A 24,356-nucleotide genomic window follows, 5' to 3' on the forward strand; every position below is an offset into this window, starting at 1 on the left:
AAGGACGCGCGGCGCTGTAGAGAGAGCGGCGGCACGGCCAAGGTTCCTTGTCAGTCCTTGGAGATGAAGCGAGACGGATGAATGTCCATCACATTGTCCTCGAAGCCATGCAGCTTCGAGGACACGATGTCGTGGTAGCTGTAGTAGAGCAGCGGGATCTGGCCGACATCGTCGACGAGGATGCGCTCGGCTGCGGCGAGGTCCTTCATGCGCTCCTCAGGCTTGCCGCCGGCGGCGGCTGCCTTGTCCATCGCGGCTTCATAGGCAGGGCTGTTGTAGTTGAGTAGTTGTTGCCGCTCGCCTTGCGCGAGATGCCGAGGAAGGTCTCCGGATCCTTGTAGTCGGCGATCCAGGCGGCACGGGCGACGTCGTAGTTGCCCTTCTGCTCGAGGAAGCCATAGTGGGTCTTGGTGTCGGTGTTGAGCAGCGTCACCTCGATGCCGAGCGGCTTCAGCTGTTCCTGGATCGCGACCGCCGTGTTCTTGTGGTTCTCCGAGGTGTTGTAACGGATCTCCATCTTCAACGGATGCTCGGGTGTATAGCCTAGCTTTTCCAGGACTTTCTTGGCCGCATCCTCGCGGTCGATCTGAGACATGTCGGCGTATTTTGCCAGTGCCGGCGTGTAGCCCTCGATGCCCGGAGGCACCATCGAATAGCCGGGCAGCATCGAGTTCTGCCAGACCTTCTCGGCGAGGAAGTCGCGATCGATCGCCATGGAGATGGCGTTGCGCAGCTCGACATTGTCCCAAGGCGCCTTGTCGGTCTTGACCGCATAATAATAGGTGCCGAGATATGGCCCCACACGGATCTGGTCACCGAATTTGGTTTTGAGATCGGCGAGCTGTTCGGTCGGCAGGTCACCATAGCTGTCGAGTTCGCCGGCCTCGAAACGCTTCATCGCGGACGAGCGATCCTCGGTCGGGATGTAGTTGACCACGTCGAGCTTGACGCTGGCGGCATCCCAGAACTTCGGGTTCTTGATCAGTTTCATATGGTCGTTGGGAACCCACTCCGCCAGCGTATAGGCGCCGTTGGAGACCAGCTTGCCCGGTTTGATCCAGTCGGCGCCGAGCTTGTCGATGGAAGCCTTGTTGACCGGATAGGTCGCCTGGTGGGTCAGCATCTCAAGGAAGTAGGGCGTCGGAGCCTTCAGCGTGACTTGCAGCGTGTTGGCGTCGACCGCCTTCACGCCCATATCCTCGGCCTTGCCTTTCTTGGTGTTGAAGTCCTCGGCGCCCTTCACCGGATAGAGCATCGAGGCGTATTCTGCAGCGGTGGCGGGATCTTCCAGCCGATGGAACGAGTAGACGAAGTCGTCCGCCGTCACCGGGCTGCCATCCGACCAGAGGCCGTCCTTGCGCAGCTTGAACGTGTAGACAGTGCCGTCGTCGGACACCGTCCAGCTTTCGGCGGCGCCCGGAATGAGGTTCGTCTTCTGGTCATGCATGACGAGGCCCTGGAACAGGTCGCGTATAATATCGGCCTCGTAGACCGTCGACGTCTTGTGCGGATCGACCGTCTCCGCCTCGGCAGCGGATCCGCGATTGTAGACGGTCTCGGCAAAGGCAGGCGTGTAGAAGGCACCGGTCGCCAAAGCCATCGTGGTGGCGAACACGGTCGCCTTCAGCAGGTTTTTCAGCATGAAGTCTCTCCCTTTGGGCGCGGCCCCTCAACCACGCCTTGAGTGTTGACGCCCCGGAACCATCAACGGGTCCCTTTTAGCGCGCCGCCGGTTCCCTTCCGGCGGCTGGTGGCGGGAGACTAGACAGAGGAATATCTTATTTCAACTGCCCGCTGCTTGACGTTGAGTGAGCAGCGTCTCGCTAAAACAGCGAAATCTAAAGCTCAGGCACCCGTTCAACTTTGTGCATCTTTCGGTTGTTCCAGCCGTTTTCTGTTTTTGCAAGCAGGTTTTGGCATTCTCCGGGCCATGCTGAAGAACCGAAATTTCCCTGCTCCTTGGTTCCGTTTCCGGGCTGATGCCGCGGGCACGTCCGCGGTCGAATTCGCCATGCTGGCGCCGATCTTTATGCTGCTATTGCTCGCAATGGTTGCATACGGAATCTATTTCGGCGCCAGCCATTCGGTCCAGCAGATCGCCGCAGACGCGGCGCGAACGGCGATCGCCGGCCTCAACCAGACGGAGCGCCAGGCGCTGGTCACCGATTTCATCAGCCATGACGTCGCGGGCTATGCCTTTGTCGACCCGAACAAGCTGACGGTCGACGCCAAGGACAGCACGGCCTCGGACAGAAGCCCGCCGGGCTTTCGGTTAACGCCAGTGCCATGAGCATGCTGAGCGCAGCCGCGGCGCTCGCCAACGGCACGAACTAGGTTACGGTCGATCTCGGGGCGACGATACCGGGACTGACATCGACGACGCTGCAGGTCGCCATCGGCGAACCCATGCAATCCTCGCCATGGCTGGCGGTGGGAGAATTGGGCACGGTGGTGCGCACTGCGCAGACGCGCATCAAGCTCAATGCCAGCGTCGGGATTGGAAACGGGAACAACGGCAATGGATTTGGCAACGGCACCGGAAATGGCACAGCCGGAATGAATTTGGGCGGCGGTGTCAAGCTGCTTGCCGTCAACCTGCCGCTCAATATCGAAGTCGCCCATGCCGAAGCCAAGCTGACCGACATCAGCTGCCCGACCGGCCCCTCCAGCATCAAGGTCTCCATCGCCGCGCAGCCGGGCGTCGTCGCGGCCCATCTCGCCGACAGCAACGCCAGCGGCTTTGCAGATTTCAGCAAGCCGCAATCCTTCAGCGACGCCGACATCGCCGACGTCAGCCTCAAGATGCTGCTGGTCAACCTCAATCTGCTGCAGATCAAGGGATCGTCGGCTTTCTCGGTCGCCAACATGGCGCCGACGAACCTGACCTTCGGCGCCACCGACATCACCAACAAGGCGATCAAGACAGTGTCGACCAAGAACCTGACGCAGTCGCTCACCACCTCGCTGGTGAACAACCTGTCGCTGACGGTCAACGCGCTCGGCCTCGGCCTCGACGCGACCACGCTGCTCGGCACGGTGAAGCCGGCGGTGACGACGCTGCTCAATGGCGTCACCGCGCCGGTCGACAACCTCGTCTACAACGTGCTTGCAGCGCTTGGCGTCCATGTCGGCGAAGCCGATGTCCGCGTCACCGGCGCGACCTGCGGACGCTCGGTGCTGGTGCAGTAGTCAGATCGTATAGATAATTAAATTTGCCTCTTCAAAGAGGTCCAGACCATCCAGATCGACATATATGGTCTGCCCTGCCGAATCGACGCCGTTTAGCATCTCTGAAATAGTCCGGGCGTTCTCTCTGGATAAGGATATCGATGCCTTTCCGTCTTCCACCTTGACTAAGTGCTCATCACCTTCAGAAATCGCAATCTGAAAACCGGATATTCCCGCTGAAAACTTCGCTTCAAATTCAGATGATAGGTCCAACTTATCCTGATGCAACAATCTGGAAGACAGCTCTCTGACCTCGCGCAACGTGCACGATACAATTACAGACGGGGGAGGCTCCCCAAACGCGACTTCATTGGTGAATTCGATACGCATAGCCAAACCCCGTCCAACGCTTGATTAGCGTGCAACTTCACCAGCGCCTTTGCAAAACCCAATCTCTTCAGAGGCTTTTGTTGCATAGGCTTACGGCTTGCCGCCTAGTTAGTTCTCCCCAGAAAACTACTTAGAGGTGGCAGTGACAATCCATACTCGCCGATGAACGCGCTGATACTCCCAAGGTCTATCGCCTCGACATGCCCGAGATCTGGCGGCAGGGTCCAGTCCGCCGGTTCCCCAGCGAAGTTGAAGACGCAAAGCAGTTGCTCGCCGCCGCCCTCGCGGACAAAGGCAAGCACGTCGCCCTCCGCCTCGAGAAAGCGGATCGAGCCCCTGACCAGCGCCGGATGGCGCTTGCGCAAGGCCAGCATCGAGCGATAGGCGGCAAGGACAGAACCGTCCTCGCCCTCCTGCACATCGACCGCGCGGGCGCGATGCGCCGGTGGCACCGGCAGCCAGGGCTTGGCCGCAGAGAAGCCGCCATTTTCGCCCCCGGCCTCCCATACCATCGGGGTGCGGCAGCCGTCCCTGCCCTTCACGCCCGGCCAAAAACGGATGCCCAGCGGATCGCGCAGGTCCTCATAGGCAAGCTCGGCTTCCTCCAATCCAAGTTCCTCGCCCTGGTAGAGGCAGATCGAGCCGCGCAAGCAGGACAACAGCGCGATTGCGAACTTCGCCACCCCGTCCGGATTTTCGCCGGGCCGCGTCCAGCGGCTGACATGGCGCATGACGTCGTGGTTGGAGAAGGCCCAGCAGACCCAGCCGTCGGCAACCGCGTTTTCGAAAGCCTCGACGCAGCCGCGCACATGAGCGGCCGAGAATTGCGGGCCGAGCAGGTCGAAGGTGTAGCACATCTGCAATTTGTCGCCGCCGGAGGTGTAGGCGGCGAGCGTCTGCAGCGAACGCTCCTCGTCGCCCACCTCGCCGACCGCGGCGCGGTCCGGATACTTGTCGAGCAGCGCACGGAAGCGCTTCAGGAAATCGAGATTCTCGGGCCGCGTCTTGTCGAAGAGATGTTCCTGGAAGGCGTAAGTGGTGGTAGCGACGTTGGTGCCGGCGACGCTTGAAGCCAGCGGCGGGTTGTCGCGCAGCCAGCGGTCGTGGACATAGTAGTTCACGGTGTCCAGCCGGAACCCGTCAACGCCGCGCTCCAGCCAGAAGCGCACGGTGTCAAGGACCGCATCCTGCATCTCCGGATTGTGGAAATTCAGATCCGGCTGCGCGGCGAGAAAATTGTGCATGTAGTATTGCCGGCGGGTGGTGTCCCACTCCCAGGCCGGCCCGCCGAACAGCGATTGCCAGTTGTTGGGCGCACTGCCATCCGGCTTGGCGTCGGCCCAGACATACCAGTCCGCCTTGGCATTGTCGCGGCTGGCGCGGCTCTCGCTAAACCATTCGTGCTTGTCCGACGAATGCGAGATCACCTGGTCGATGATGAGCTTCAGGCCGAGCCGGTGCGCCTCGGCGACCAGCGCATCGAAATCCTCCAGTGTGCCGAACATTGGATCGACATCGCGATAGTCCGACACGTCGTAGCCCATGTCGGCCATCGGCGACTTGAAGAAGGGCGAGAGCCAGACGGCGTCGACGCCGATCGAAGCGACATGGGCGAGCCGCGACGTTATCCCCTTGAGATCGCCGCTGCCGTCGCCGGTCGTATCCTGGAAGGAGCGCGGATAGATCTGGTAGATCACGCAGCCGCGCCACCATTCGGCATTCTCACCAGCCATTACGAACCCTTCCCGGCGCGGGCCTTCCCGGCCCTGCGCTCGATCATGAAATTGACGGTGCGTCCGGGCAGCGGCCGCGCCAGGTCGATCGCCTGCGTCTCGATCGCCGGACGCCACTCGTAACCGTCTCGCAGCGGCAAGGTGAAGACGCATTGGCGGCGGTCGCCATTGACCATGACGGCAAGGCGACCGCCCTCGCGGTTCCCCAACATCATGACGAGGCGATGTCGGCTGGGATCGTTCCAGTCGCTCTCGCCGAGCGGGGCGCCGGTTTCGGTCAGCCACTCGACGTCCGGGATTTCCGCTGCAGCTTTGCCGGTCAGGAAATTCGTGTCGGATAACGGCGCAAAGGCACTGCGCAATTGCGAGAGCGCTGCTGTGTACCGCTCCAGTGCCTGGTCGCGGCCGGCCCAGTCGAGCCAGGTGATGGCGTTGTCCTGCGCATAGGCGTTGTTATTGCCCTTCTGTGTGCGGCCGAACTCGTCGCCGGCGGTGAGCATGATGGTGCCGCGCGAGGCAAAGAGCGTCGCCAGCAGCGCGCGCTGGTCATCGAATCGGGCGTTGGCGATTTCGGCGTCGTTCGTCTCGCCCTCGACACCGTTGTTCCACGACAGATTGTCATTGTGGCCGTCGCGATTGTGCTCGCCATTGGCCGCATTGTGCTTCTTCTCATAGGCGACGATGTCGGCCAGCGTCATGCCGTCATGCGCGGCGATGAAATTGACGCTGCGGCTCACCGGCTGGCCCGCCCCGCCGAACACATCGGAGGAACCGGCAAGCCGCGTGGCTAAAGCGCCGATCGCGCCCGCGTCACCGCGCCAGAAGCGCCGGACGTCATCGCGATAGCGGTCGTTCCATTCGAGATAAGGCGGCCGGAAATTGCCGAGCTGATAGCCGGTCGAGCCAATGTCCCATGGCTCGGCGATCAGGACGCGGTCGGCGAGCACGGGGTCGCCGGCGATGGCTTCGAGAAGCGGCGCCTCCGGATCGAACGTGCCGTCAACGCGGCCGAGCACCGGCGCCAGATCGAAGCGGAAGCCGTCGACACCGGCGTTGCGGACGAAATGGCGGAGCGTGTCGAGCACCACCCGCTGCACGACCGGGTGATCGCAGGCGATGGTGTTGCCGGTGCCGGTGTCATTGGCCAGTCGGCCGTCCGGCATGTGCCGGTAATAGGTCCGCGCGTCGAGGCCGCGCAGCGACAGTGTCGGGCCGAGCCGGTCGCTTTCGCCGGTGTGGTTGAAGACGAGATCGAGGATCGTGCCGATGCCCACCTCACGCAGCGCCGCGACGGTGTCGCGCAATTCCTTGAGGCCGCCAGGGGCCAGGCGCGGGTCGAGCGCCATGAAGGTGACGGGGTTGTAACCCCAGGCGTTGGAGAGTCCCAGCGGGGGCAGATGGCGCTCGTCGATCGACGCGGTGACCGGCATCAGTTCAACGGCGCAGACACCGAGGCGTTTCAGATGTTCGAGGATAGCCGGATGAGCGAGCGCGGCGATGGTGCCGCGCTGCGCTTCCGGCACATCCGGATGCAGTTTGGTGAAGGAGCCGACGTTCAGCTCGTAGATCAGGCCGCCGGGCTGGAACAGGGCCGGCTGGGGCGCCACGGCCTCAGGCAGCGCGGCCACGATCGCCTTGGGCATCAGCGGTGCGGTGTCGGCGCCCTCGTGGCGTTTGGCGGCGAGCCGCCAGTGGTATTGATATGGGCGATCGATCTCCAAGGCGTAGGGGTCGGTAAGCAGCTTGTTCGGGTCGAACCAGAGGCCACGCTCCGGCGCATAGTCGCCGTCGGCGCGGAAACCGTAACGCATGCCGTCGCCAAGGCCGGGGACAAGCAGCGCATGCACGCCCTCGCCTTCCGGGTTGAGTTCCAACCGTTCGATCTCACGCGCCCCGGTGTCGTCGAAGAGCGACACCCATAGGCGCCGCGCCGATGAGGACCAGACGGTGAAGCGGATGCCGTCGGGGGTGATGGTGGCGCCGAGCTGTGTCATGGGCGCGGCCCCCACCCTCCCCCTTGTGGGGAGGGTCGCGAACGAAGTGAGCGGGGTGGGGGTCGGCGCAGGAAACGCGCTTTACGAGTACCCCCACCCCGATCCGCTGCGCGGATCGACCCTCCCCACAAGGGGGAGGGTAAGGTCGGCACCCCCCTCAAGTAATCACGCTCGGCTTGTTGCGGCCGGTGTGGTTCTTGATGCCGGCGATGTCGTCGGCGGCGGCGATGAGGTCGGCGAGCGCTTGCTGCGTGTCGAGATCATGCCTCGCCTTGTCGGGCTCGAAACGCTCGATATAGACGCGCAGCGTGGCGCCGGACGTGCCCGTGCCGGAGAGCCGGAAGACGACGCGCGAGCCGCCTTCGAACAGGATCCTGATGCCCTGGTTCTTGCTGACCGAGCCGTCGACCGGGTCGTGATAGGCGAAGTCGTCGGCGCTGGCGATCTTCAGGCCGCGCACGCTGGTGCCGGGCAGCGAGCCGAGCTTGGCGCGCAATTCGTCGACCAGTGCGTTGGCGCGGTCTGTCTCGACCTCCTCATAGTCGTGGCGCGAATAATAGTTGCGGCCGTAGGCTTCCCAGTGCTTGGTGACGATGTCCTTGCAGCTCTCGCCGCGCACCGCGAGGATGTTGAGCCACAAAAGCACGGCCCACAGCCCGTCCTTCTCGCGCACATGGTTGGAGCCGGTGCCGGCGCTTTCCTCGCCGCAGATCGTCGCCATGCCGGCGTCGAGCAGATTGCCGAAGAACTTCCAGCCGGTGGGCGTCTCGTAGATGCCGATGCCGAGCTTTTCGGCGACGCGGTCGGCAGCACCGCTGGTCGGCATCGAGCGAGCGATGCCCTTCAGGCCTTCCTTGTAGCCGGGCGCCAGATGCGCATTGGCGGCAAGCATCGCCAGCGAATCCGACGGAGTGACGAAGATGCCCTTGCCGATGATCAGGTTGCGGTCGCCGTCGCCGTCGGAAGCGGCGCCGAAATCCGGCGCGTCCGGCCCCATCATCTCGTCATAGAGATGTTTGGCATGGACCAGGTTCGGATCGGGGTGATGGCCGCCAAAATCCGGCAGCGGCTTGAAGTTGCGACAGGTCCCGTTCGGCGCGCCAAGCCGGCGCTCGAGGATCTCCTTGGCATAGGGGCCGGTCACCGCATGCATGGCGTCGAAGCGCATGCGGAAGCCGTATTTGAAATTGGCGCGGATGGCGTCGAAGTCGAACAGGCTCTCCATCAGCTCGGCATAGTCCTTGACCGGGTCGAAGACCTCGACCGTTATGCCGCCGGCTTTGAAGGTGCCGATGGTATCGATGTCGACGGTGCCGATGTCGGCGATCTTGAAGCTCGAGATCGTCTTGGTCTTTTCGAAGATCGCGTCGGTGATCTTCTCCGGCGCAGGGCCGCCATTGCCGGCATTGTATTTGATGCCGAAATCCTCGTGCGGGCCGCCCGGATTGTGGCTGGCCGACAGGATGATGCCGCCAAACGTCTTGTATTTGCGGATGATGTTGGACGCGGCCGGCGTCGACAGGATGCCGCCCTGCCCGACCATCACCTTGCCGAAGCCGTTGGCAGCGGCCATGGCGATGGCCGTCTGGATGACCTCGCGGTTGTAGAAGCGGCCGTCGCCGCCGATCACCAGCGTCTTGCCCTGAAACCCTTCCAGCGCGTCGAAGATCGACTGGATGAAGTTCTCGGCATAATGCTCCTGCTGGAAGACGGGCACCTTCTTGCGCAGGCCGGAGGTGCCGGGCTTCTGGTCGGTATAGGGTTTGGTGGGGACGGTTTTGATCATGCCTCAGGCAGCCCTTTTTGAAAGCAGCAAGCGATAGAGTTCGACATATTTCTCGGCGCTCTTGTCCCAGGAAACGTCGGCCTTCATGCCTTGGCGCTGGATCGAGGCCCAAGCGGCGGGTCTGGCATGCGCCTCGACGAGGCGACGGATGGCGTGCAGGAGGGCGCCGCCATTGTTAGGCGCGAACTGGAAACCGGTGGCGACGCCGGCCGAAAGTGCCGCCTCGTTGGCGTCGATGATCGTATCGGCAAGCCCCCCGGTTCGGGCGACGATTGGCACGCAGCCATAGCGCAGGCCATAGAGCTGTGTCAGCCCGCAGGGCTCGAAGCGCGACGGGATGACGATGGCGTCGCAGCCGCCCTGCATGATGTGGGAGAGCGCCTCATCATAGCCGATGACGACGCCGACGCGGCCGCGATGCCGCGCGGCCGCGGCAAGCAGCGAGCCTTCGAGGCCGGCATCGCCCGAGCCCAGAACCGCCAGTCGTGCCCCACGCTGAACGACGCCGTCGACCACGGCAGCCAGTATGTCCATGCCCTTCTGCCAGGTCAGACGGCTGACCACGCACACGATCGGGCTGTCGTCCGGCTCGAGGCTGAAGCGATCCTCGACCGCCTTGCGGTTGAGAGCGCGCGCTTCCAGCGTCTGGGCCGAATAGTTGGCGACCAGGTGCTTGTCGGTCGCCGGGTTCCAGATGTCGACATCGATGCCATTGACGATGCCGTAGAGGTCGACGGCGCGCATGTTGATCAGGCCGTCGAGGCCCATGCCGAATTCCGGCGAGCGGATTTCCTGCGCATAGGTCGGGCTCACCGTGGTGATCGCCCAGGCGGCCTGCAGGCCGGCCTTGAGGAAGCCGACGCCGCCATAATATTCGACACCGTCGAGCTGCATCGCGACGCCCGGCAGGCCGAGCTCGCCGAAAATGCCTGAGCCGAACTGTCCCTGAAAAGCAAGGTTATGCACGGTGATCAGCGACGGCACGCCGATCGCATTGCCGTAGCGCATGTAGGCGAGCGTCATAGCCGACTGCCAGTCATGGGCATGCACGATGTCTGGCTGGTAGCCGGAGATCGCGCCGCCGGCGATGTCGCCGCCGACCTGGCTCAGCGCCGCGAAGCGCCGCCAGTTGTCGGGCCAGTCCGAGCCCGAGGCGGTACCGTAAGGCCCGCCCTGGCGGTCGAAAAGATGCGGCGCGTCGAGCACGAAGAGGTCGAGCTCGCCGATCTTGACGGCATGAACCGAAGCCTTGCCGCCCTGCAGCAGCGGGTACTGGTAGACGGCCTTCTTTTTCTTGAAAGCGTCCATCACCACCGGATAGCCGGGGATGAGCGTGCGCATCGCCACGCCCTTGCCGGCGAGCGCGATCGGCAGGGCCCCGGTCACGTCGGCAAGCCCGCCGGTCTTGATCAGCGGGAAGATTTCGGGCGTGACGGACAGAACCTGCATGCGCCTAAGATCCACGGCTAAAGTGACGGCTTGTTGATCAGACTGACAACTTGCCGATCAACCCTATCAGGTTGACAGCTTGTTGATCATATCCTGCGTGATCAGGCAGATGCCCTTTTCCGAAACGCGGAAGCGCTTGGCGTCGAGTGCCGCATCCTCGCCGACCACCAGTCCCTCCGGGATTTGCACGCCATGGTCGATGACGACGCGCTTGAGGCGCGCGTTGCGGCCAACCTGAACGTCGGGCAGCATCACCACTTCCTCGAGCTTCGAATAGGAATTGATGCGCGCGCCGGTGAAGATCAGGCTGCGGCGCAGCGATGCGCCGGAGACGATGCAGTCGCCGGACACCAGCGAGGAGATCGCCTCGCCGCGACGGCCGTCCTCGTCATGCACGAATTTGGCCGGCGGCTTCAATTCGGCATAGGTCCAGATCGGCCAATCGCGGTCGTAGAGATCGAGTTCAGGCGTGACGTCGGTCAGGTCGATATTGGCTTCCCAATAGGCGTCCACCGTCCCGACGTCGCGCCAGTAAGGCTCCGACTCGTGCGAGGAGCGCACGCAGGATTTGGCGAAGCGGTGGGCGATCGCCTTACCGTGCTGGACGATGTAGGGGATGATGTCCTTACCGAAGTCGCGGCTGGATCCTGGCTCGGCCGCGTCGCGGCGCAACTGCTCCATCAGGAACTTGGTCTTGAAGACATAGATGCCCATCGAGGCCAGCGCGTGATCCGGCTTGTCCGGTATGCCGGGCGGGTCGGCGGGTTTCTCGATGAAGGAAATGATGGTGTCCTTCTTGTCGACATGCATGACGCCGAAGCCGGTCGCCTCCATGCGCGGCACTTCGAGGCAGCCGACGGTGACGTCGGCGCCGGCATCGACGTGCTGACGCAGCATCAGCTCGTAATCCATCTTGTAGATGTGGTCGCCGGCTAGGATGACCATGTATTCCGGGCCATAGGCCTCGATGATGTCGATGTTCTGGTAGACCGCATCCGCCGTGCCCTCGTACCACTGCGTTTCCGAGACGCGCTGCGAGGCGGGCAGGATGTCGAAGCTCTCGTTTCGTTCGGGCCGCAGGAAGTTCCAGCCGCGCTGCAGGTGGCGGATCAGCGAGTGCGCCTTGTATTGGGTGGCGACGCCGAGGCGGCGAATGCCGGAGTTGAGCGCGTTGGACAGCGCAAAATCGATGATGCGCGTCTTGCCGCCGAAATAGACGGCGGGCTTGGCGCGCCGGTCGGTCAGCTCCTTGAGGCGGCTGCCGCGGCCGCCGGCCAGCACATAGGCCATGGCATCGCGCGCCAGCGGCTGGGTTCTCTTGATCTCTGCCATCGTTTGCCTCCCTCCTAAGCTGTCCGGACCTTCGCTTCATCCGCGACGAATTCCAGCATGATCGTCGACAGCGGCGGCAAGAGCATCGCCGCCGACGTGCCGCCCCCTTCCCCGCTCGCCACGATCATGCCGCCATTGCCCATGCCGGAGCCGCCATACTCGGCGGCGTCGGTGTTGATGATCTCGCGCCATTCGCCCGCCTTCGGCAGCGGCACGCGATAGTTCTCGCGCGGCACCGGCGTGAAATTGGAGATGACGGCGATCGGGTTGCCGTCCGGCGCGCTGCGCAGCCAGGCAAAGACCGAATTGTCGCGATCGTCGACGATCAGCCAGGAGAAGCCTTCCGGCTCGCAGTCGCGCGCATGCAGTGCCGGGCGCGAACGGTAGAGGTAGTTCAAGTCCCGCACCGCCTGCCGGACGCCGCGGTGCGGGGCGTGCTCCAGCAGATTCCAGTCGAGCGCGCGCTCCTCGCTCCACTCGCGGCGCTGGGCGAACTCCTGGCCCATGAACAGAAGCTTCTTGCCGGGATAGCCCCACATGAAGGCGTAGTAGGCGCGCAGAGTGGCAAATTTCTGCCAGTCGTCGCCTGCCATCTTGTGGAGCAGCGTGCCCTTGCCGTGCACGACCTCGTCATGGGAGAGCGGCAGCACGAAATTCTCGGAGAAAGCGTAGACCAGGCCGAAGGTGATGTCGTTGTGATGGTGCTTGCGGTAGATCGGCTCCTTGGAGAAATACTCCAGCGTGTCGTGCATGAAGCCCATGTTCCACTTGAAGCCGAAGCCGAGCCCGCCTTCGTGCACCGGCTGCGAGACTTTCGGCCATGAGGTCGATTCTTCGGCGATCGTCATCACCCCGGGATGATGGCCGTAAAGCTCCTTGTTCATCTTCTGGAGGAAGCTGACGGCCTGCAAATTCTCGCGCCCGCCTTTCTCGTTGGGGATCCACTCGCCCGACCTGCGCGAATAATCGAGGTAGAGCATCGAGGCGACCGCGTCGACGCGCAAACCGTCGACATGGTATTTTTCGGCCCAGAACAGCGCGTTGTTGACGAGGAACGAGACCACTTCGCGGCGGCCGAAATTGTAGATGGCAGTATTCCAGTCGGGGTGAAAACCCTGGCGCGGGTCGGCATGCTCATAGAGCGCGGTGCCGTCGAACTTCACCAGGCCATGCTCGTCGACGGGGAAATGCGCCGGCACCCAGTCGAGGATGACGCCGACGCCGGCACGATGCGCGCCGTCGACGAAGCGGGCGAAGCCGTCGGGATCGCCGAAGCGCGCGGTCGGCGCATAAAGACCGGTCGTCTGGTAGCCCCAGGACGGATCGTAGGGGTGCTCCGAGATCGGCAGGAACTCGATATGGGTGAAGCCGGTTTCGACCACGTAAGGAATCAGCTGCGCGGCGAGCTCGTCCCAGGTGAGAAAAGTCCCGTCATCGCGGCGCTGCCACGAGCCGGCATGGACCTCGTAGATCGAGATCGCCTCGCGCCGCGGATCGGCCTTTTCCCAGAAGCTGCGATGCGCCTCGTCGCCCCATTGATGCGCCATCGGCGGCGCCGTCACCGAAGCGGTCGCCGGACGCAGCTCGGACTCGAAGGCGAACGGATCGGCCTTGAGCGGCAAGCGCACGCCGTCGGGAGCGATGATCTCGAACTTGTAAGGCTGGCCGGCGCCGAGGTCCGGAATGAACAGCTCCCATATGCCGGTGTCCTTGCGATCGCGCATGGTGTGCCGGCGGCCGTCCCAGTCGTTGAAGGCGCCAACCACCGAGACGCGCCGGGCATTGGGCGCCCATACCGCGAAATGCACGCCGGTGGCGCCCTCATGCTCGATGATATGGGCGCCGAGCTTGTCGAAGAGCCTTAGGTGCGAGCCCTCCGCCATGTAGTAGTCGTCCATCGGCCCCAGCACCGGGCCGAAGGAATAAGGGTCGGTCAGCCACCAGTCGCCGCCGGCATTCCGCGCGTGATAGCGCAGCGGCTGACGCTTGCGGATCGAAACCTTGCCCTCGAAGAAGCCGGCATCGTTGCTGCGCACGAGTTCCCCGACTTCCTTGCCGGTGAGCGTATAGGCGGTGACGAATTCGGCATTGGGCACGAAACAGCGGGCGACGAAGCCCTTGCCGGCTGCATGCACACCCAAAATTGCAAAGGGATCGCCATGCGTTCCGGCGACGATCGCCGCGACATCGCCGGCTGGCGCCAGTCCGTCCGGCCCGCTTGTTGCAGCGGTCGCGCGCGGCTTCCTCATCAGGCGGCGTCCCTCCCTGGGAACTATTTTGGGTTGTGCATATCGTTGCCCAAAACCGCTACGCACTTTTGGGCGACATGCACGTCCACGTTGTCGGCGGCCTCATGCAATCACATCAGACAGGCACGTTCCAGATTTCTTTCGCATATTGGCGGATGGTGCGATCGGAGGAGAACCAGCCGACGCGGGCGACATTGCGGACGGCGCGCGCATACCAGTCGGGACTGTTGCGCCAGACATCGTCGACCTCGCGCTGGCAGGAGGCGTAGGAGTCGAAATCGGCCGCCACCATGAACCAGTCGCTCTGATAAAGGCCGTTCATGAGGTCGCGGTAGCGGTTGGGATCGTCAGGCGAGAAGACGCCGGAGGAGATGGCCGACACCGCCTGGGACAATTCCGGCGAGGACTCGATTACGCCGCGCGGGTTGTAGCCGTTGTTGCGGCGTTCGGCGACCTCGGCGGTGGCGAGGCCGAAGATGAAGATGTTGTCGTCGCCGACGCGCTCCTTGATCTCGACATTGGCGCCGTCGAGCGTGCCGATGGTCAAGGCGCCATTGAGGGCAAACTTCATGTTGCCGGTGCCGGAAGCCTCCATGCCGGCGGTCGAGATCTGCTCGGAAAGATCGGCCGCCGGCATCATCACCTCGGCCAGGCTGACATTGTAGTTCGGCACGAACACAACCTTGAGCAGGCCGCGCGTCGAGGGGTCGCCGTTGATGACCCTGGCGACGTCGTTGGCCAGTTTGATGATGAGCTTGGCGTTGTGGTAGCTCGGCGCCGCCTTGCCGCCGAAGAATTTAACCCGCGGCATCCAGTCCCGCTCGGGATGCGAGCGGATCTGATCGTAGAGCGCGATCGCCTCCAGAATGTTGAGCAGCTGGCGCTTGTATTCGTGGATGCGCTTGACCTGGATGTCGAACAGCGCCGAAGGATCGAGCCTGATGCCGAGCCGGTCGGCGACGAGGTTCGCAAGCCGCACCTTGTTCTGGCGCTTCACGGCGGCAAACTTCTCGCGGAAGGCGGCGTCATTGGCAAGAGGATCGAGATCCTTGATTGCCTCGATGTCGTCCATGAAGCGGTTCCCGATCGCCTCGCGGGCAAGCGCGGTCAGGCCCGGATTGCACTGGATCAGCCAGCGCCTAGGGGTGATGCCGTTGGTCTTGTTGTTAATACGGTCCGGGTAGAGCTTGTGGAGATCGGCAAACACCGTCTCCTTCATCAGATCGGTGTGCAGCGCCGAGACGCCGTTGATCGAATGCGAGCCGACGAAGGCGAGATTGCCCATGCGCACGCGGCGGTCGCCATTTTCCTGGATCAGCGAGATGCGGGCGATCTGCTCGCCCGAGAATTTTCCGGTAGCCCGCGCCTCCAGGAGAACCTGTGCATTGATGGCGTAGACGATCTGCATGTGGCGCGGCAACAGACGCTCGAACAGCGGCACCGGCCAGCTTTCCAACGCCTCCGGCAGCAGCGTGTGGTTGGTGTAGGCGAAGGTGCGCTTGGTGATGTCCCAGGCAAGGTCGAAATCCATGCCGTGGACGTCCATCAGAAGCCGCATCAGCTCCGGCACCGCGACGGCCGGATGGGTGTCGTTCAGGTGGATCGCGGCCTTGTCGGGCAGCGACTTCAGATCACCGTACTGGCTGAGATGCCGCTGGACGATGTCCTGCAGCGAAGCAGTCGAGAAGAAATATTCCTGGCGCAGCCGGAGCTCCTGCCCGGCCATGTGGGAGTCGGCGGGATAGAGCACGCGCGACAGCGCGTCGGCCTTGTTGCTTTCGGCGAGCGCGCCGATGTGGTCGCCGGCATTGAACTTGTCGAGCAGGATCGGGTCGATCGGCATGCCGGACCAGAGCCGCAGCGTGTTGACGCGCTTGGCGCGCCAGCCCGCGACCGGCGTGTCGTAGGCGACCGCCAGGACATGCTCATTGGGCCTCCAGACATGGCGCTCCAGGCGGCCATCCTTTGAGGTGATCGATTCCACGGAGCCACCGAAGCCGACCTCGAAGGAACGTTCGCGCCGCTCGAACTCCCATGGGTTGCCGTGGTCGAGCCAGGTCTCCGGCAGCTCGACCTGCCAGCCGTCATGGATCTCCTGCCGGAACATTCCGTTGGCATAGCGGATGCCGTAGCCGTGGGCGGGGATATCGACCGTCGCCATGCTTTCCATGAAGCAGGCGGCGAGCCGGCCGAGGCCGCCATTGCCGAGGGCTGCGTCCGGTTCGAGGCCGGCGATGAGGTCGAGATCCACGCCGAGCGAAGCCAGCGCCTCGCGCATGTTCTCCATCAGGCCGAGATTGGAGAAGGCGTCGCGCATCAGGCGCCCGATGAGAAATTCGAGCGAGAGATAGTAGACGCGCTTTTCCTGCTGGTCGTAGGCTTCCTTGGTCGCCTGGATCCAGTGATCGACGACGCGGTCGCGCACCACCTTGATCGAGGCGGTCAGCCAGTCATAGGGCGTTGCGACGGTCGTGTCCTTGCCGACCCGGTATTTGAGCGACATCAGGACTTCTTCGGCGAGCGTCCTGGGATCCGGGTGGTCTAGAGCGGGGGCTTCGATCGTCATGGCGGGTTTCATATCGCCTCTCGTTCGGTTGGCCTGATCATAGCGGCTTTCACCGTTTCTCCTACCCTAGTTTGCCGCGCTGCAGCATAAAATATTAAATCGATTTAGGACAGGATGTCCATCTGATACTCCTGCGGCTGATTACCATGGTGGGAAGGAGATCAGGCCGCCAGCGCGTCCTCCGGCGGCTTCTTGGCGCCGGTCATCAGCGCGACGGCATCCGACATCGAAATCTGCTTCGGATCGACGACGCATAGACGCCGTCCAAGCCGGTGGATGTGGATGCGATCGGCGACCTCGAAGACATGCGGCATGTTGTGCGAGATGAGCACGATCGGCAGGCCGCGCTTCTTGACGTCGAGAATAAGCTCGAGCACGCGGCGGCTTTCCTTGACGCCGAGCGCCGCCGTCGGTTCGTCCATGATCACCACCTTCGATCCGAAGGCGGCGGCGCGCGCCACGGCGACGCCCTGGCGCTGGCCGCCCGAGAGCGTCTCCACCGCTTGGCTGATGTTCTGGATGGTCATCAGGCCGAGTTCGGTCAGCTTGTCGCGGGCGCGCTTCTCCATCGCCGGACGATCCAGCATGCGGAACCAGCTGCCGAGCGGACCCGGTTTGCGGATCTCGCGGCCGAGGAACATGTTGTCGGCGATCGACAGTGCCGGCGACAAGGCCAGATTCTGGTAGACGGTCTCGATGCCGGCTTCGCGGGCCTCGATGGGCGATTTGAATTGGACCTGCTTGCTGTCCAGCTCAATCACCCCTTCATCGGGATGCACGGCGCCGGAGATCGCCTTGATGAGCGTCGACTTGCCGGCGCCGTTATCGCCGATCACGGCCAGGATTTCTCCCGGGTAGAGATCGAAGTCGCAGTTGTTGAGCGCCGTCACGCGGCCGTAGCGCTTGGTCAGACCGCGCGCGGTGAGAACAGCCTGCTGGGTCATGGTTACACCGAAACCTTTCTGATCCACTGGTCGATCGCCACGGCGCCGATAATCAGGACGCCGGTGAGCAGCACTTTCCACTGCGGGTCAGCGCCCAGCATGTTGAGGCCCATCGAGACGACGCCGACGATCATGGCCCCGAACAGCGTGCCGAGGATGGAGCCGCGGCCGCCAAAGAGCGAGATGCCCCCGATCACGGTCGCGGTGATCGCTTGCAGATTGTAGTCGGTGACGGCGGCGGAGGGCGAGATCGAGCCGTTGCGGCCGATCGACACCCAGGCAGCGAAGGCGGCAATCAGACCGGCAAGCGTATAAACAGCCATCAGCACAGATTTGGTCTGGATACCGGAGAGTTTCGCCGCTTCCGGATCGTCGCCGACGGCATAGACATGGCGGCCCCACGCCGTGTGGTTTAGCACATACCACAGGAGCAGCACCAACAGGACCATGGCGATGACGCCGGCCGTCAGCACGGCGGAGCCGACCCTGAAGCTCAGTGCGAAGAGATGCAGCAGCGGCGCCTGAGCGTCGACATCGGCGTCGCGGATCGTCTCATTGGCCGAGTAGATGAAATTGGTGGCCATGACGATGTTCCAGGTGCCCAACGTCACGATGAAGGGCGGCAATTTCATATAGGCCACCAGCAAGCCGTTGAGCATGCCGCAAACCGCGCCCGCGGCAAGCCCGAGCAACACGGCCAGGATTGTCGGCATGCCGTAGGTGATGGCGCAGTTGCCCATCACCACCGCCGAGATGACCATCACCACGCCTATCGAAAGATCGATGCCGGCGGTCAGGATGACCAGCGTCTGGGCAGCGCCCAGAATGCCGACGATGGCGATCTGCTGCAGGATCAGCGTCAGCGTGTAGGACGAAAAGAAACGCCCGCCGATGGCAATGCCGAAGATGATGACCGACAGCACCAGAACGATCAGCGGCACCGCCGCCGGCGTGGAGTGCAGGAAATGCTGGGCGCGCTTGACGAACGACTTGCCGTGCTCGTCGAAGGCCGCGACGCTGGTGTCGCTGCCCGAAAGTACCTTCTCGAATTCCTGAATCTGAGACATGTATCCTCCCGTATGCGCACAGCCTTCTCACTGCTGCGCGCGCCGTCGGCGCCTCTTCCGGTCTGTCGCCAGGATTGTCCGCGCTTGACGAAGGCGCATCGTCCACCCGATGCGGCCGGGGATCAAGCCCCCAGCCGCAAGCTTGTGAACCGTCAGAGCGTCAGCCCCAGCACTTGGCGAGGCCTTCCTTGGTGTCGATCGACTTGACGCCGTTGGCCGGCTTGTCGGTGACGAGATTGACGCCGGTGTCGAAGAAGTTCTTGCCCTCGGTCGGCTTCGGCTTTGTTCCGTCCTTGGCAAATTTGGCGATCGCCTCGATGCCGAGCGCCGCCATCTGCAGCGGGTACTGCTGCGAGGTGGCACCGATCACGCCCTCGGCAACCGACTTCACGCCCGGGCAGCCGCCGTCGACCGAAACGATCAGCACCTGCTTTTCGAGACCGACGGCCTTGAGCGCCTGGTAGGCACCAACGGCGGCCGGTTCGTTGATGGTGTGGATGACGTTGATGGTGTTGTCCTTCTGCAGGAGATTCTCCATCGCCTTGCGGCCGCCTTCCTCGTTGCCGTTGGTCACGTCATGGCCGACGATGCGCGGATCGTCCTCGTCGCCGATCTTGTTCGGGTCCTTCACGTCGATGCCGTAGCCCATCATGAAGCCCTGGTCGCGCAGAACGTCGACGGTCGGCTGTGAGGGAGTGAGGTCGAGGAAGCCGATTTTGGCGTCCTTGGCCTTGTCGCCGAGCGTGGCAGCGGCCCAGGCTCCGATCAGCTTGCCGGCCTCCAGATTGTCGGTGGCGAAGGTCGCATCGGCAGCGTCGATCGGATCGAGCGGCGTGTCGAGCGCGATCACCAGCAGGCCGGCGTCGCGCGCCTTCTTCACCGTCGGCACGATGCCCTTGGTGTCAGAGGCGGTGATCAGGATGCCCTTGGCGCCGTCGGCGATGCAGCTTTCGATCGCCGCGACCTGGCTCTCGCTGTCGCCGTCGATCTTGCCGGCATAGGTCTTCAGGTCGACGCCGAGTTCCTTGGCCTTGGCGGTCGCGCCTTCCTTCATCTTCACGAAGAAGGGATTGGTGTCGGTCTTGGTGATCAGGCAGGCGCCGACGCCCGCAGCCGATGCGGACGAGGCGAATGCGAGCAGGCCCAGCCCGGCCACCGCGAATACGGTGGACTTCAGCAGCGATTTCTTGGTCACGATTTCCTCCCAATGGAACCATTCCGGACGCCGGCCAACCCGGCGCCTCGAGCGCATCCAACCATTTTTCCCAGCGTGGACGCTACCCCAAAAGACACCAGTCCGCGGCATCTGTCAATAATTAAATCACTCTTATTTATTATTGACAGACTTGCGCTGTTCACTCATTCTGAACGAAAAGCCAGTGTGGGAAACCGACGGGAGGATGAGGGTGGAGACCGGCATGGCGAGGCACGGTTCGCCCGAGGCTCTGGAGAGCCGGCTGCATCGCGGCACGAACCAGAGCGGCATGCGCGACCACAATGAAAGGCTTGTGCTCTCACTGGTGCGCCAGCATGGCAGCCTCGCCAAATCTGACATCGCGCGCATGACCGGGCTTTCGGCCCAGACGGTATCCGTCATCATGCGCGAGCTGGAAGAGGACAAGCTGCTCGTGCGCCAGGCGCCGCTGCGCGGCAAGATCGGCCAGCCGTCGATCCCGATGGCGCTCAATCCGGAAGGAGCCTTCTTCATCGGCCTCAAGATCGGCCGCCGCAGCGCCGAGCTGGTGCTGATCGACTTCCTCGGCAATGTGCGATCGATGCTGCAGAATTCCTATCGCTATCCGGCGCCGCGCGAGACGGTGGAGTTCGTCAGCGCAGGGATCAAACAAATGCGCGGCGAGCTGACGCCGGCGCAGGACAAGCGCATCGCAGGGCTCGGAATCGCCATGCCGTTCGAGCTCTGGAGCTGGGCCGACACAGCCGGCGCGCCGCGCGAGATCATGGACGAATGGCGCCATCGCGATATCCGTGCCGACATCCAGGCGCAGTGCGACTTTCCGGTCTATCTACAGAACGACGCCACGTCCGCTTGCGGGGCAGAGCTCGTCTTCGGCCAGGCCGGAGCGGCGCGCGATTTCGTCTATTTCTACATCGGCGCCTTTGCCGGCGGCGGCATCGTGCTTAACGGCCGCCTGTTCGGCGGGCCGACCGGCAATGCCGGCGCGCTGGGTTCGATGCCGGTGCCCGGACCGGACGGCAAGCCGACACAGCTTATCGACGTCGCCTCGATCGCGATGCTGGAAAAGGCGCTGAGCGCCAAGGGCATCGACGGCTCCTATCTGTGGACCTCGCCGCAGGAATGGGGCGAGATCGGCGCCGAGCTCGACGACTGGATCGCAAGTGCTGCACAGGCGCTGGCCTATGCGATCGTCGCCGCCTCGTCGGTCATCGATTTCGAGGCTGCGGTGATCGACGGCTGGATGCCGCTCGATGTGCGAGGAAGGCTTGTCGATGCGGTGACGGACGCGATCACCGGTATCGACGCCGAGGGGCTGAAGCTGCCGGTGGTACGCGAAGGTACGGTCGGTATCCATGCGCGGGCGCTTGGCGGCGCCAGCCTGCCGCTTTCCGAACGCTTCCTGATCGGACCGACGACGATTTCCAGGAGCGCCTGACCATGCTGATCGGCATTCCGTCGCTGCTCGGCCCGCAGCTTCTGGCGACGCTCAGGGCCATGGGCCATGGCGACGAGATCGCCATCGTCGACGGCAATTATCCGGCCGAGGGACAGGCGCGCAGGCTGATCCGCGCCGACGGCCATCCCGTCATTCCAGTGCTGGACGCCGTTTTGAGCGTGCTGCCGGTGGATGAGGCGGTGCCGGAGGCGCTGTTCCGCGCCTCGGTCAAAGGCGATCCGGCGCTCGCCGATCCCGTGCATCACGAGATGGAAGCGGTCTGCGCGAAGCGCGCGCCGGGCCACAAGGTGATTGCGCTGGCGGGGGCCGACTTCTATGCACGCGTCAAGGCCGCGCATGCGATCGTCGCGACCAGCGAACCCAGGCTCTATGCCAATATCATCATCCGTAAGGGCGTGATCCATCCGCCGGAGACCGAGACACAATGATCCTCTGCTGTGGCGAAGCCCTGATCGACATGCTGCCGCGCACGACGGCTGAAGGCGAAGCGGCCTTCGCGCCTTATGTCGGCGGGGCGGTGTTCAACACGGCGATCGCGCTCGGACGGCTGGGCGCTCCGGCAGGCTTCTTCTCAGGCCTCTCGTCCGACCTTTTCGGCGGCCAGCTCCGCGAGGCGCTGGGAGCAAGCAAAGTGAGCTCGACCTATGCGCACACCTCGCCAAAGCCCACCACGCTCGCCTTCGTGCGACTCACCGACGGCCAGGCGACCTACACCTTCTACGACGAGAACACCGCCGGGCGCATGCTCGCCATCGAGGACCTGCCGAAGCTCGGCGCCGAGATCGAGGCGATGCTGTTCGGCGCGATCAGCCTGATCTCCGAACCGGCGGGATCGGCCTATGAGGAGTTCATGCGGCGCGAGCACAACAGCCGGGTGATGATGCTCGACCCCAACATCCGGCCGAACTTCATTCCGGACAAGGCCAAGCATCTGAGGCGCATCCGCGAGATGATGGCGATGGCCGACATCGTCAAACTGTCGGACGAAGACCTCAACTGGTTCGACGAAGCGGGCTCGCATGAGGAGGTCGTGCGCAACTGGCTGGACCGCGGCCCCAGGCTGATCGTCGTCACCCATGGCAGCGAAGGCGCCGTCGGCTACAGCAGGGAGCACAAGGTCACCGTGGTGCCGCGGAAGGTGAAGGTGGTCGACACGGTCGGCGCCGGCGACACCTTCAATGCCGGCATTCTTGCCTCGCTGCACGAGCAGGGTCTCCTCACCAAGGCAGCGATCGGCGGTCTCTCAGAGGAAGCCATCCGCAGGGCGCTGGAGCTTGGCGCCAAGGCGGCCGCCGTGACGGTATCTCGGGCCGGCGCCAACCCGCCATGGCGGCACGAAATCGCCTGATCGGTTGCCCGGTCTCGCCGGCGGTCCCTGCCGGAGCGATCACTTTATGTTTCGAACGGCCGGAACAGCGCGACAAGAGGCGCTTAGAATTGTCTTGGAAGCCCGGATTTCCGGCTTCTTCTGGCAATTCACCGGCAAAAAACGGTAACAGGCTGCGACACTTGCGCAATTCGCCTGGGCCATGGCCGGCTTTTTCAGCCGTGGCAAGTCTGGTACCAGCGGGCCGGTTTACAGGCAGCATCTGAGGCCGACATGCAGTTCATTGATCTTGGCGCGCAGCGCGAACGAATCCGCGACCGGCTGAAAGCCGCGATCGACAAGGTGGTCGAAGATGGCCGTTACATCCTCGGCCCGCAAGTCACAGAATTCGAGAACAAGCTCGCGGCTTATGTCGGCGTCAAGCATGTGGTGGCCTGCGCCAACGGCACCGATGCGCTGCTTCTGCCGCTGTTTGCGGCCGGCATCGGTCCGGGCGATGCCGTGTTCGTGCCAAGCTTCACCTTCGCCGCAACGGCCGAAGTGGTGGCGCTCGCCAAGGCCGAGCCTGTCTTCGTCGACGTCGATCCCGACACCTACAACATCGATATCGCCAGCCTCGAGGCGGCGATCGACATGGTCAAGAAGGAAGGAAGGCTGAAGCCCAAGGCGATCATCCCGGTCGACCTGTTCGGACTTGCTGCCGACTACGAGGCCATCATGGCGATCGCAAAGCGCGAGAGCCTGCTGGTGATCGAGGACGCCGCCCAGTCGATGGGCGGCTCGGCCGACGGCACGGCGATCGGCGGTTCCGCCGACGCCAAGATGTGCGGCGCCTTCGGCCATATCGGCTCGACCAGCTTCTATCCGGCCAAGCCGCTCGGCTGCTACGGCGACGGCGGCGCGATGTTCACCAATGATGCAGCGCTCGCCGACAAGCTGCGCTCCTTCGCCTTCCACGGCAAGGGCGAGACGCAGTACGACAACATCCGCGTCGGCATCAATTCGCGCCTCGACACGCTGCAGGCGGCGATCCTGATCGAGAAGCTCGCCATCCTCGAGGAAGAGATGGTGGCGCGCCAGGCGGTCGCCGACCGTTACGCCAATGGGCTTGGCGACATCGTGAAGGCATCACGCAATCTCGGCCACGGCCGCTCGGCCTGGGCGCAATATGCCATCGAGACGCCGAAGCGCGATGGGCTGAAGGCCCATCTCAGCGAGAAAGGCATCCCGTCGGTCATCTATTACGTGAAGCCGCTGCACGAACAAATCGCCTACCGCGACTATGCGCGTACGCCGACCGGTCTCGCGGTTTCGGAAAAGCTGCCGAAGCAGATCCTTTGCCTGCCGATGCACGCCTATCTCGGCGAAGCCGACCAGGACAAGGTCATCGAGACGATCCGCAATTATATCGGCTCGAACTCGGCGCAGGTCGCGGCTGCGTAACTGACTCCTTCGTCATCCTCGGGCTTGACCGGCTTGACCCGAGGATCCCATGCCGTGACCTCTGCCATAGCGTGCGACGGCAGAATTCCGTAACCATTGCAACGCCTTAGCGTAACGGAATGGATCCTAGTCTAGGGTCTGCGCGCGTCGCTTCGCTCCTTGCTCCGCCCTAGAGCTGGATGATTTTAGGTTGAACAGTATCCGGCGTTTTCGAAGTAGTTGGTGCATTCGGTTGCGGTGAGGCCATCGAGGAT

Annotated in this window: 16 protein-coding genes and 2 pseudogenes; 6 read left to right on the forward strand and 12 right to left on the reverse strand. The window is 63.4% G+C overall.

All coding sequences use genetic code 11. The features are described from left to right. Positions 1-50 precede the first annotated feature (50 nt). Positions 51-1,642: pseudogene (locus tag CK220_RS19860) on the reverse strand (peptide ABC transporter substrate-binding protein). A gap of 369 nt (positions 1,643-2,011) precedes the next feature. On the opposite strand from CK220_RS19860, the pseudogene CK220_RS19865 reads away from it, so the two are divergent. Together CK220_RS19865 and CK220_RS19870 are read left to right on the forward strand one after the other, a co-directional pair. Further along, positions 2,012-2,245 (forward strand): annotated as a pseudogene (locus CK220_RS19865) (TadE/TadG family type IV pilus assembly protein); the annotation flags it as partial. Positions 2,246-2,406: 161 nt separating this feature from the next. Beyond that, positions 2,407-3,189, forward strand: a complete 783-nt coding sequence (locus CK220_RS19870) for a hypothetical protein (protein WP_245429284.1) — start codon at positions 2,407-2,409, stop codon at positions 3,187-3,189. Here the strand turns inward: CK220_RS19870 and CK220_RS19875 are convergent, their stop codons facing one another. From CK220_RS19875 to CK220_RS19925, 11 genes are all read right to left on the reverse strand, one after another. Then, positions 3,190-3,558 (reverse strand): hypothetical protein, encoded by a 369-nt coding sequence (locus CK220_RS19875; protein WP_095813152.1) that lies wholly within the window; start codon positions 3,556-3,558, stop codon positions 3,190-3,192. A gap of 104 nt (positions 3,559-3,662) precedes the next feature. Next, positions 3,663-5,291 (reverse strand): alpha-glucosidase family protein, encoded by a 1,629-nt coding sequence (locus tag CK220_RS19880; RefSeq protein ID WP_095813153.1) that lies wholly within the window; start codon positions 5,289-5,291, stop codon positions 3,663-3,665. After that, positions 5,291-7,285 carry a glycogen debranching protein GlgX gene (gene glgX / locus CK220_RS19885; protein ID WP_095813154.1) on the reverse strand — a complete coding sequence of 665 codons (1,995 nt, stop codon included), beginning with the start codon at positions 7,283-7,285 and terminating at the stop codon, positions 5,291-5,293. The genes CK220_RS19880 and glgX overlap by 1 nt, the downstream gene beginning before the upstream one ends. Before the next feature lie 157 nt (positions 7,286-7,442). Continuing rightward, a complete protein-coding gene (locus tag CK220_RS19890) occupies positions 7,443-9,071 on the reverse strand; it encodes an alpha-D-glucose phosphate-specific phosphoglucomutase (RefSeq protein WP_095813155.1) in 1,629 nt (542 codons plus the stop codon). A 3-nt stretch (positions 9,072-9,074) separates the two neighbouring features. Continuing rightward, positions 9,075-10,520: a glycogen synthase GlgA gene (glgA, locus tag CK220_RS19895; protein WP_095813156.1), complete on the reverse strand. Its 1,446-nt coding sequence runs from the start codon at positions 10,518-10,520 to the stop codon at positions 9,075-9,077. Positions 10,521-10,586: 66 nt separating this feature from the next. Then, entirely contained in the window at positions 10,587-11,852 is a 1,266-nt protein-coding gene (glgC, locus tag CK220_RS19900; protein WP_095813157.1) for a glucose-1-phosphate adenylyltransferase, read from the reverse strand. 14 nt (positions 11,853-11,866) lie between these two features. After that, positions 11,867-14,101 (reverse strand): 1,4-alpha-glucan branching protein GlgB, encoded by a 2,235-nt coding sequence (glgB, locus tag CK220_RS19905; RefSeq protein WP_095813158.1) that lies wholly within the window; start codon positions 14,099-14,101, stop codon positions 11,867-11,869. A gap of 115 nt (positions 14,102-14,216) precedes the next feature. Further along, entirely contained in the window at positions 14,217-16,679 is a 2,463-nt protein-coding gene (locus tag CK220_RS19910; protein ID WP_095813159.1) for a glycogen/starch/alpha-glucan phosphorylase, read from the reverse strand. Positions 16,680-16,828: 149 nt separating this feature from the next. Beyond that, positions 16,829-17,611 (reverse strand): ATP-binding cassette domain-containing protein, encoded by a 783-nt coding sequence (locus tag CK220_RS19915; protein ID WP_095813160.1) that lies wholly within the window; start codon positions 17,609-17,611, stop codon positions 16,829-16,831. Between the two features lie 2 nt (positions 17,612-17,613). After that, entirely contained in the window at positions 17,614-18,678 is a 1,065-nt protein-coding gene (locus CK220_RS19920; protein WP_095813161.1) for an ABC transporter permease, read from the reverse strand. Positions 18,679-18,838: 160 nt separating this feature from the next. Continuing rightward, positions 18,839-19,855 carry a sugar ABC transporter substrate-binding protein gene (locus CK220_RS19925; protein ID WP_176479140.1) on the reverse strand — a complete coding sequence of 339 codons (1,017 nt, stop codon included), beginning with the start codon at positions 19,853-19,855 and terminating at the stop codon, positions 18,839-18,841. A gap of 229 nt (positions 19,856-20,084) precedes the next feature. Between CK220_RS19925 and CK220_RS19930 the strand changes: the two genes are divergently transcribed. The 4 genes from CK220_RS19930 to CK220_RS19945 all read left to right on the forward strand — a co-directional run bounded on the left by CK220_RS19930 (position 20,085) and on the right by CK220_RS19945 (position 24,102). Then, a complete protein-coding gene (locus CK220_RS19930) occupies positions 20,085-21,311 on the forward strand; it encodes an ROK family transcriptional regulator (protein ID WP_095813181.1) in 1,227 nt (408 codons plus the stop codon). 2 nt (positions 21,312-21,313) lie between these two features. Then, positions 21,314-21,760 (forward strand): RbsD/FucU domain-containing protein, encoded by a 447-nt coding sequence (locus CK220_RS19935; RefSeq protein WP_095813162.1) that lies wholly within the window; start codon positions 21,314-21,316, stop codon positions 21,758-21,760. Next, entirely contained in the window at positions 21,757-22,680 is a 924-nt protein-coding gene (locus CK220_RS19940) for a carbohydrate kinase (RefSeq protein ID WP_095813163.1), read from the forward strand. Before CK220_RS19935 ends, CK220_RS19940 begins: the two co-directional genes overlap by 4 nt. Positions 22,681-22,932: 252 nt before the next feature. Then, positions 22,933-24,102: a DegT/DnrJ/EryC1/StrS aminotransferase family protein gene (locus CK220_RS19945; RefSeq protein WP_095813164.1), complete on the forward strand. Its 1,170-nt coding sequence runs from the start codon at positions 22,933-22,935 to the stop codon at positions 24,100-24,102. Positions 24,103-24,356 lie beyond the last annotated feature (254 nt).

The sequence above is a fragment of the Mesorhizobium sp. WSM3860 genome, assembly GCF_002294995.1.
Lineage (GTDB): Bacteria > Pseudomonadota > Alphaproteobacteria > Rhizobiales > Rhizobiaceae > Mesorhizobium.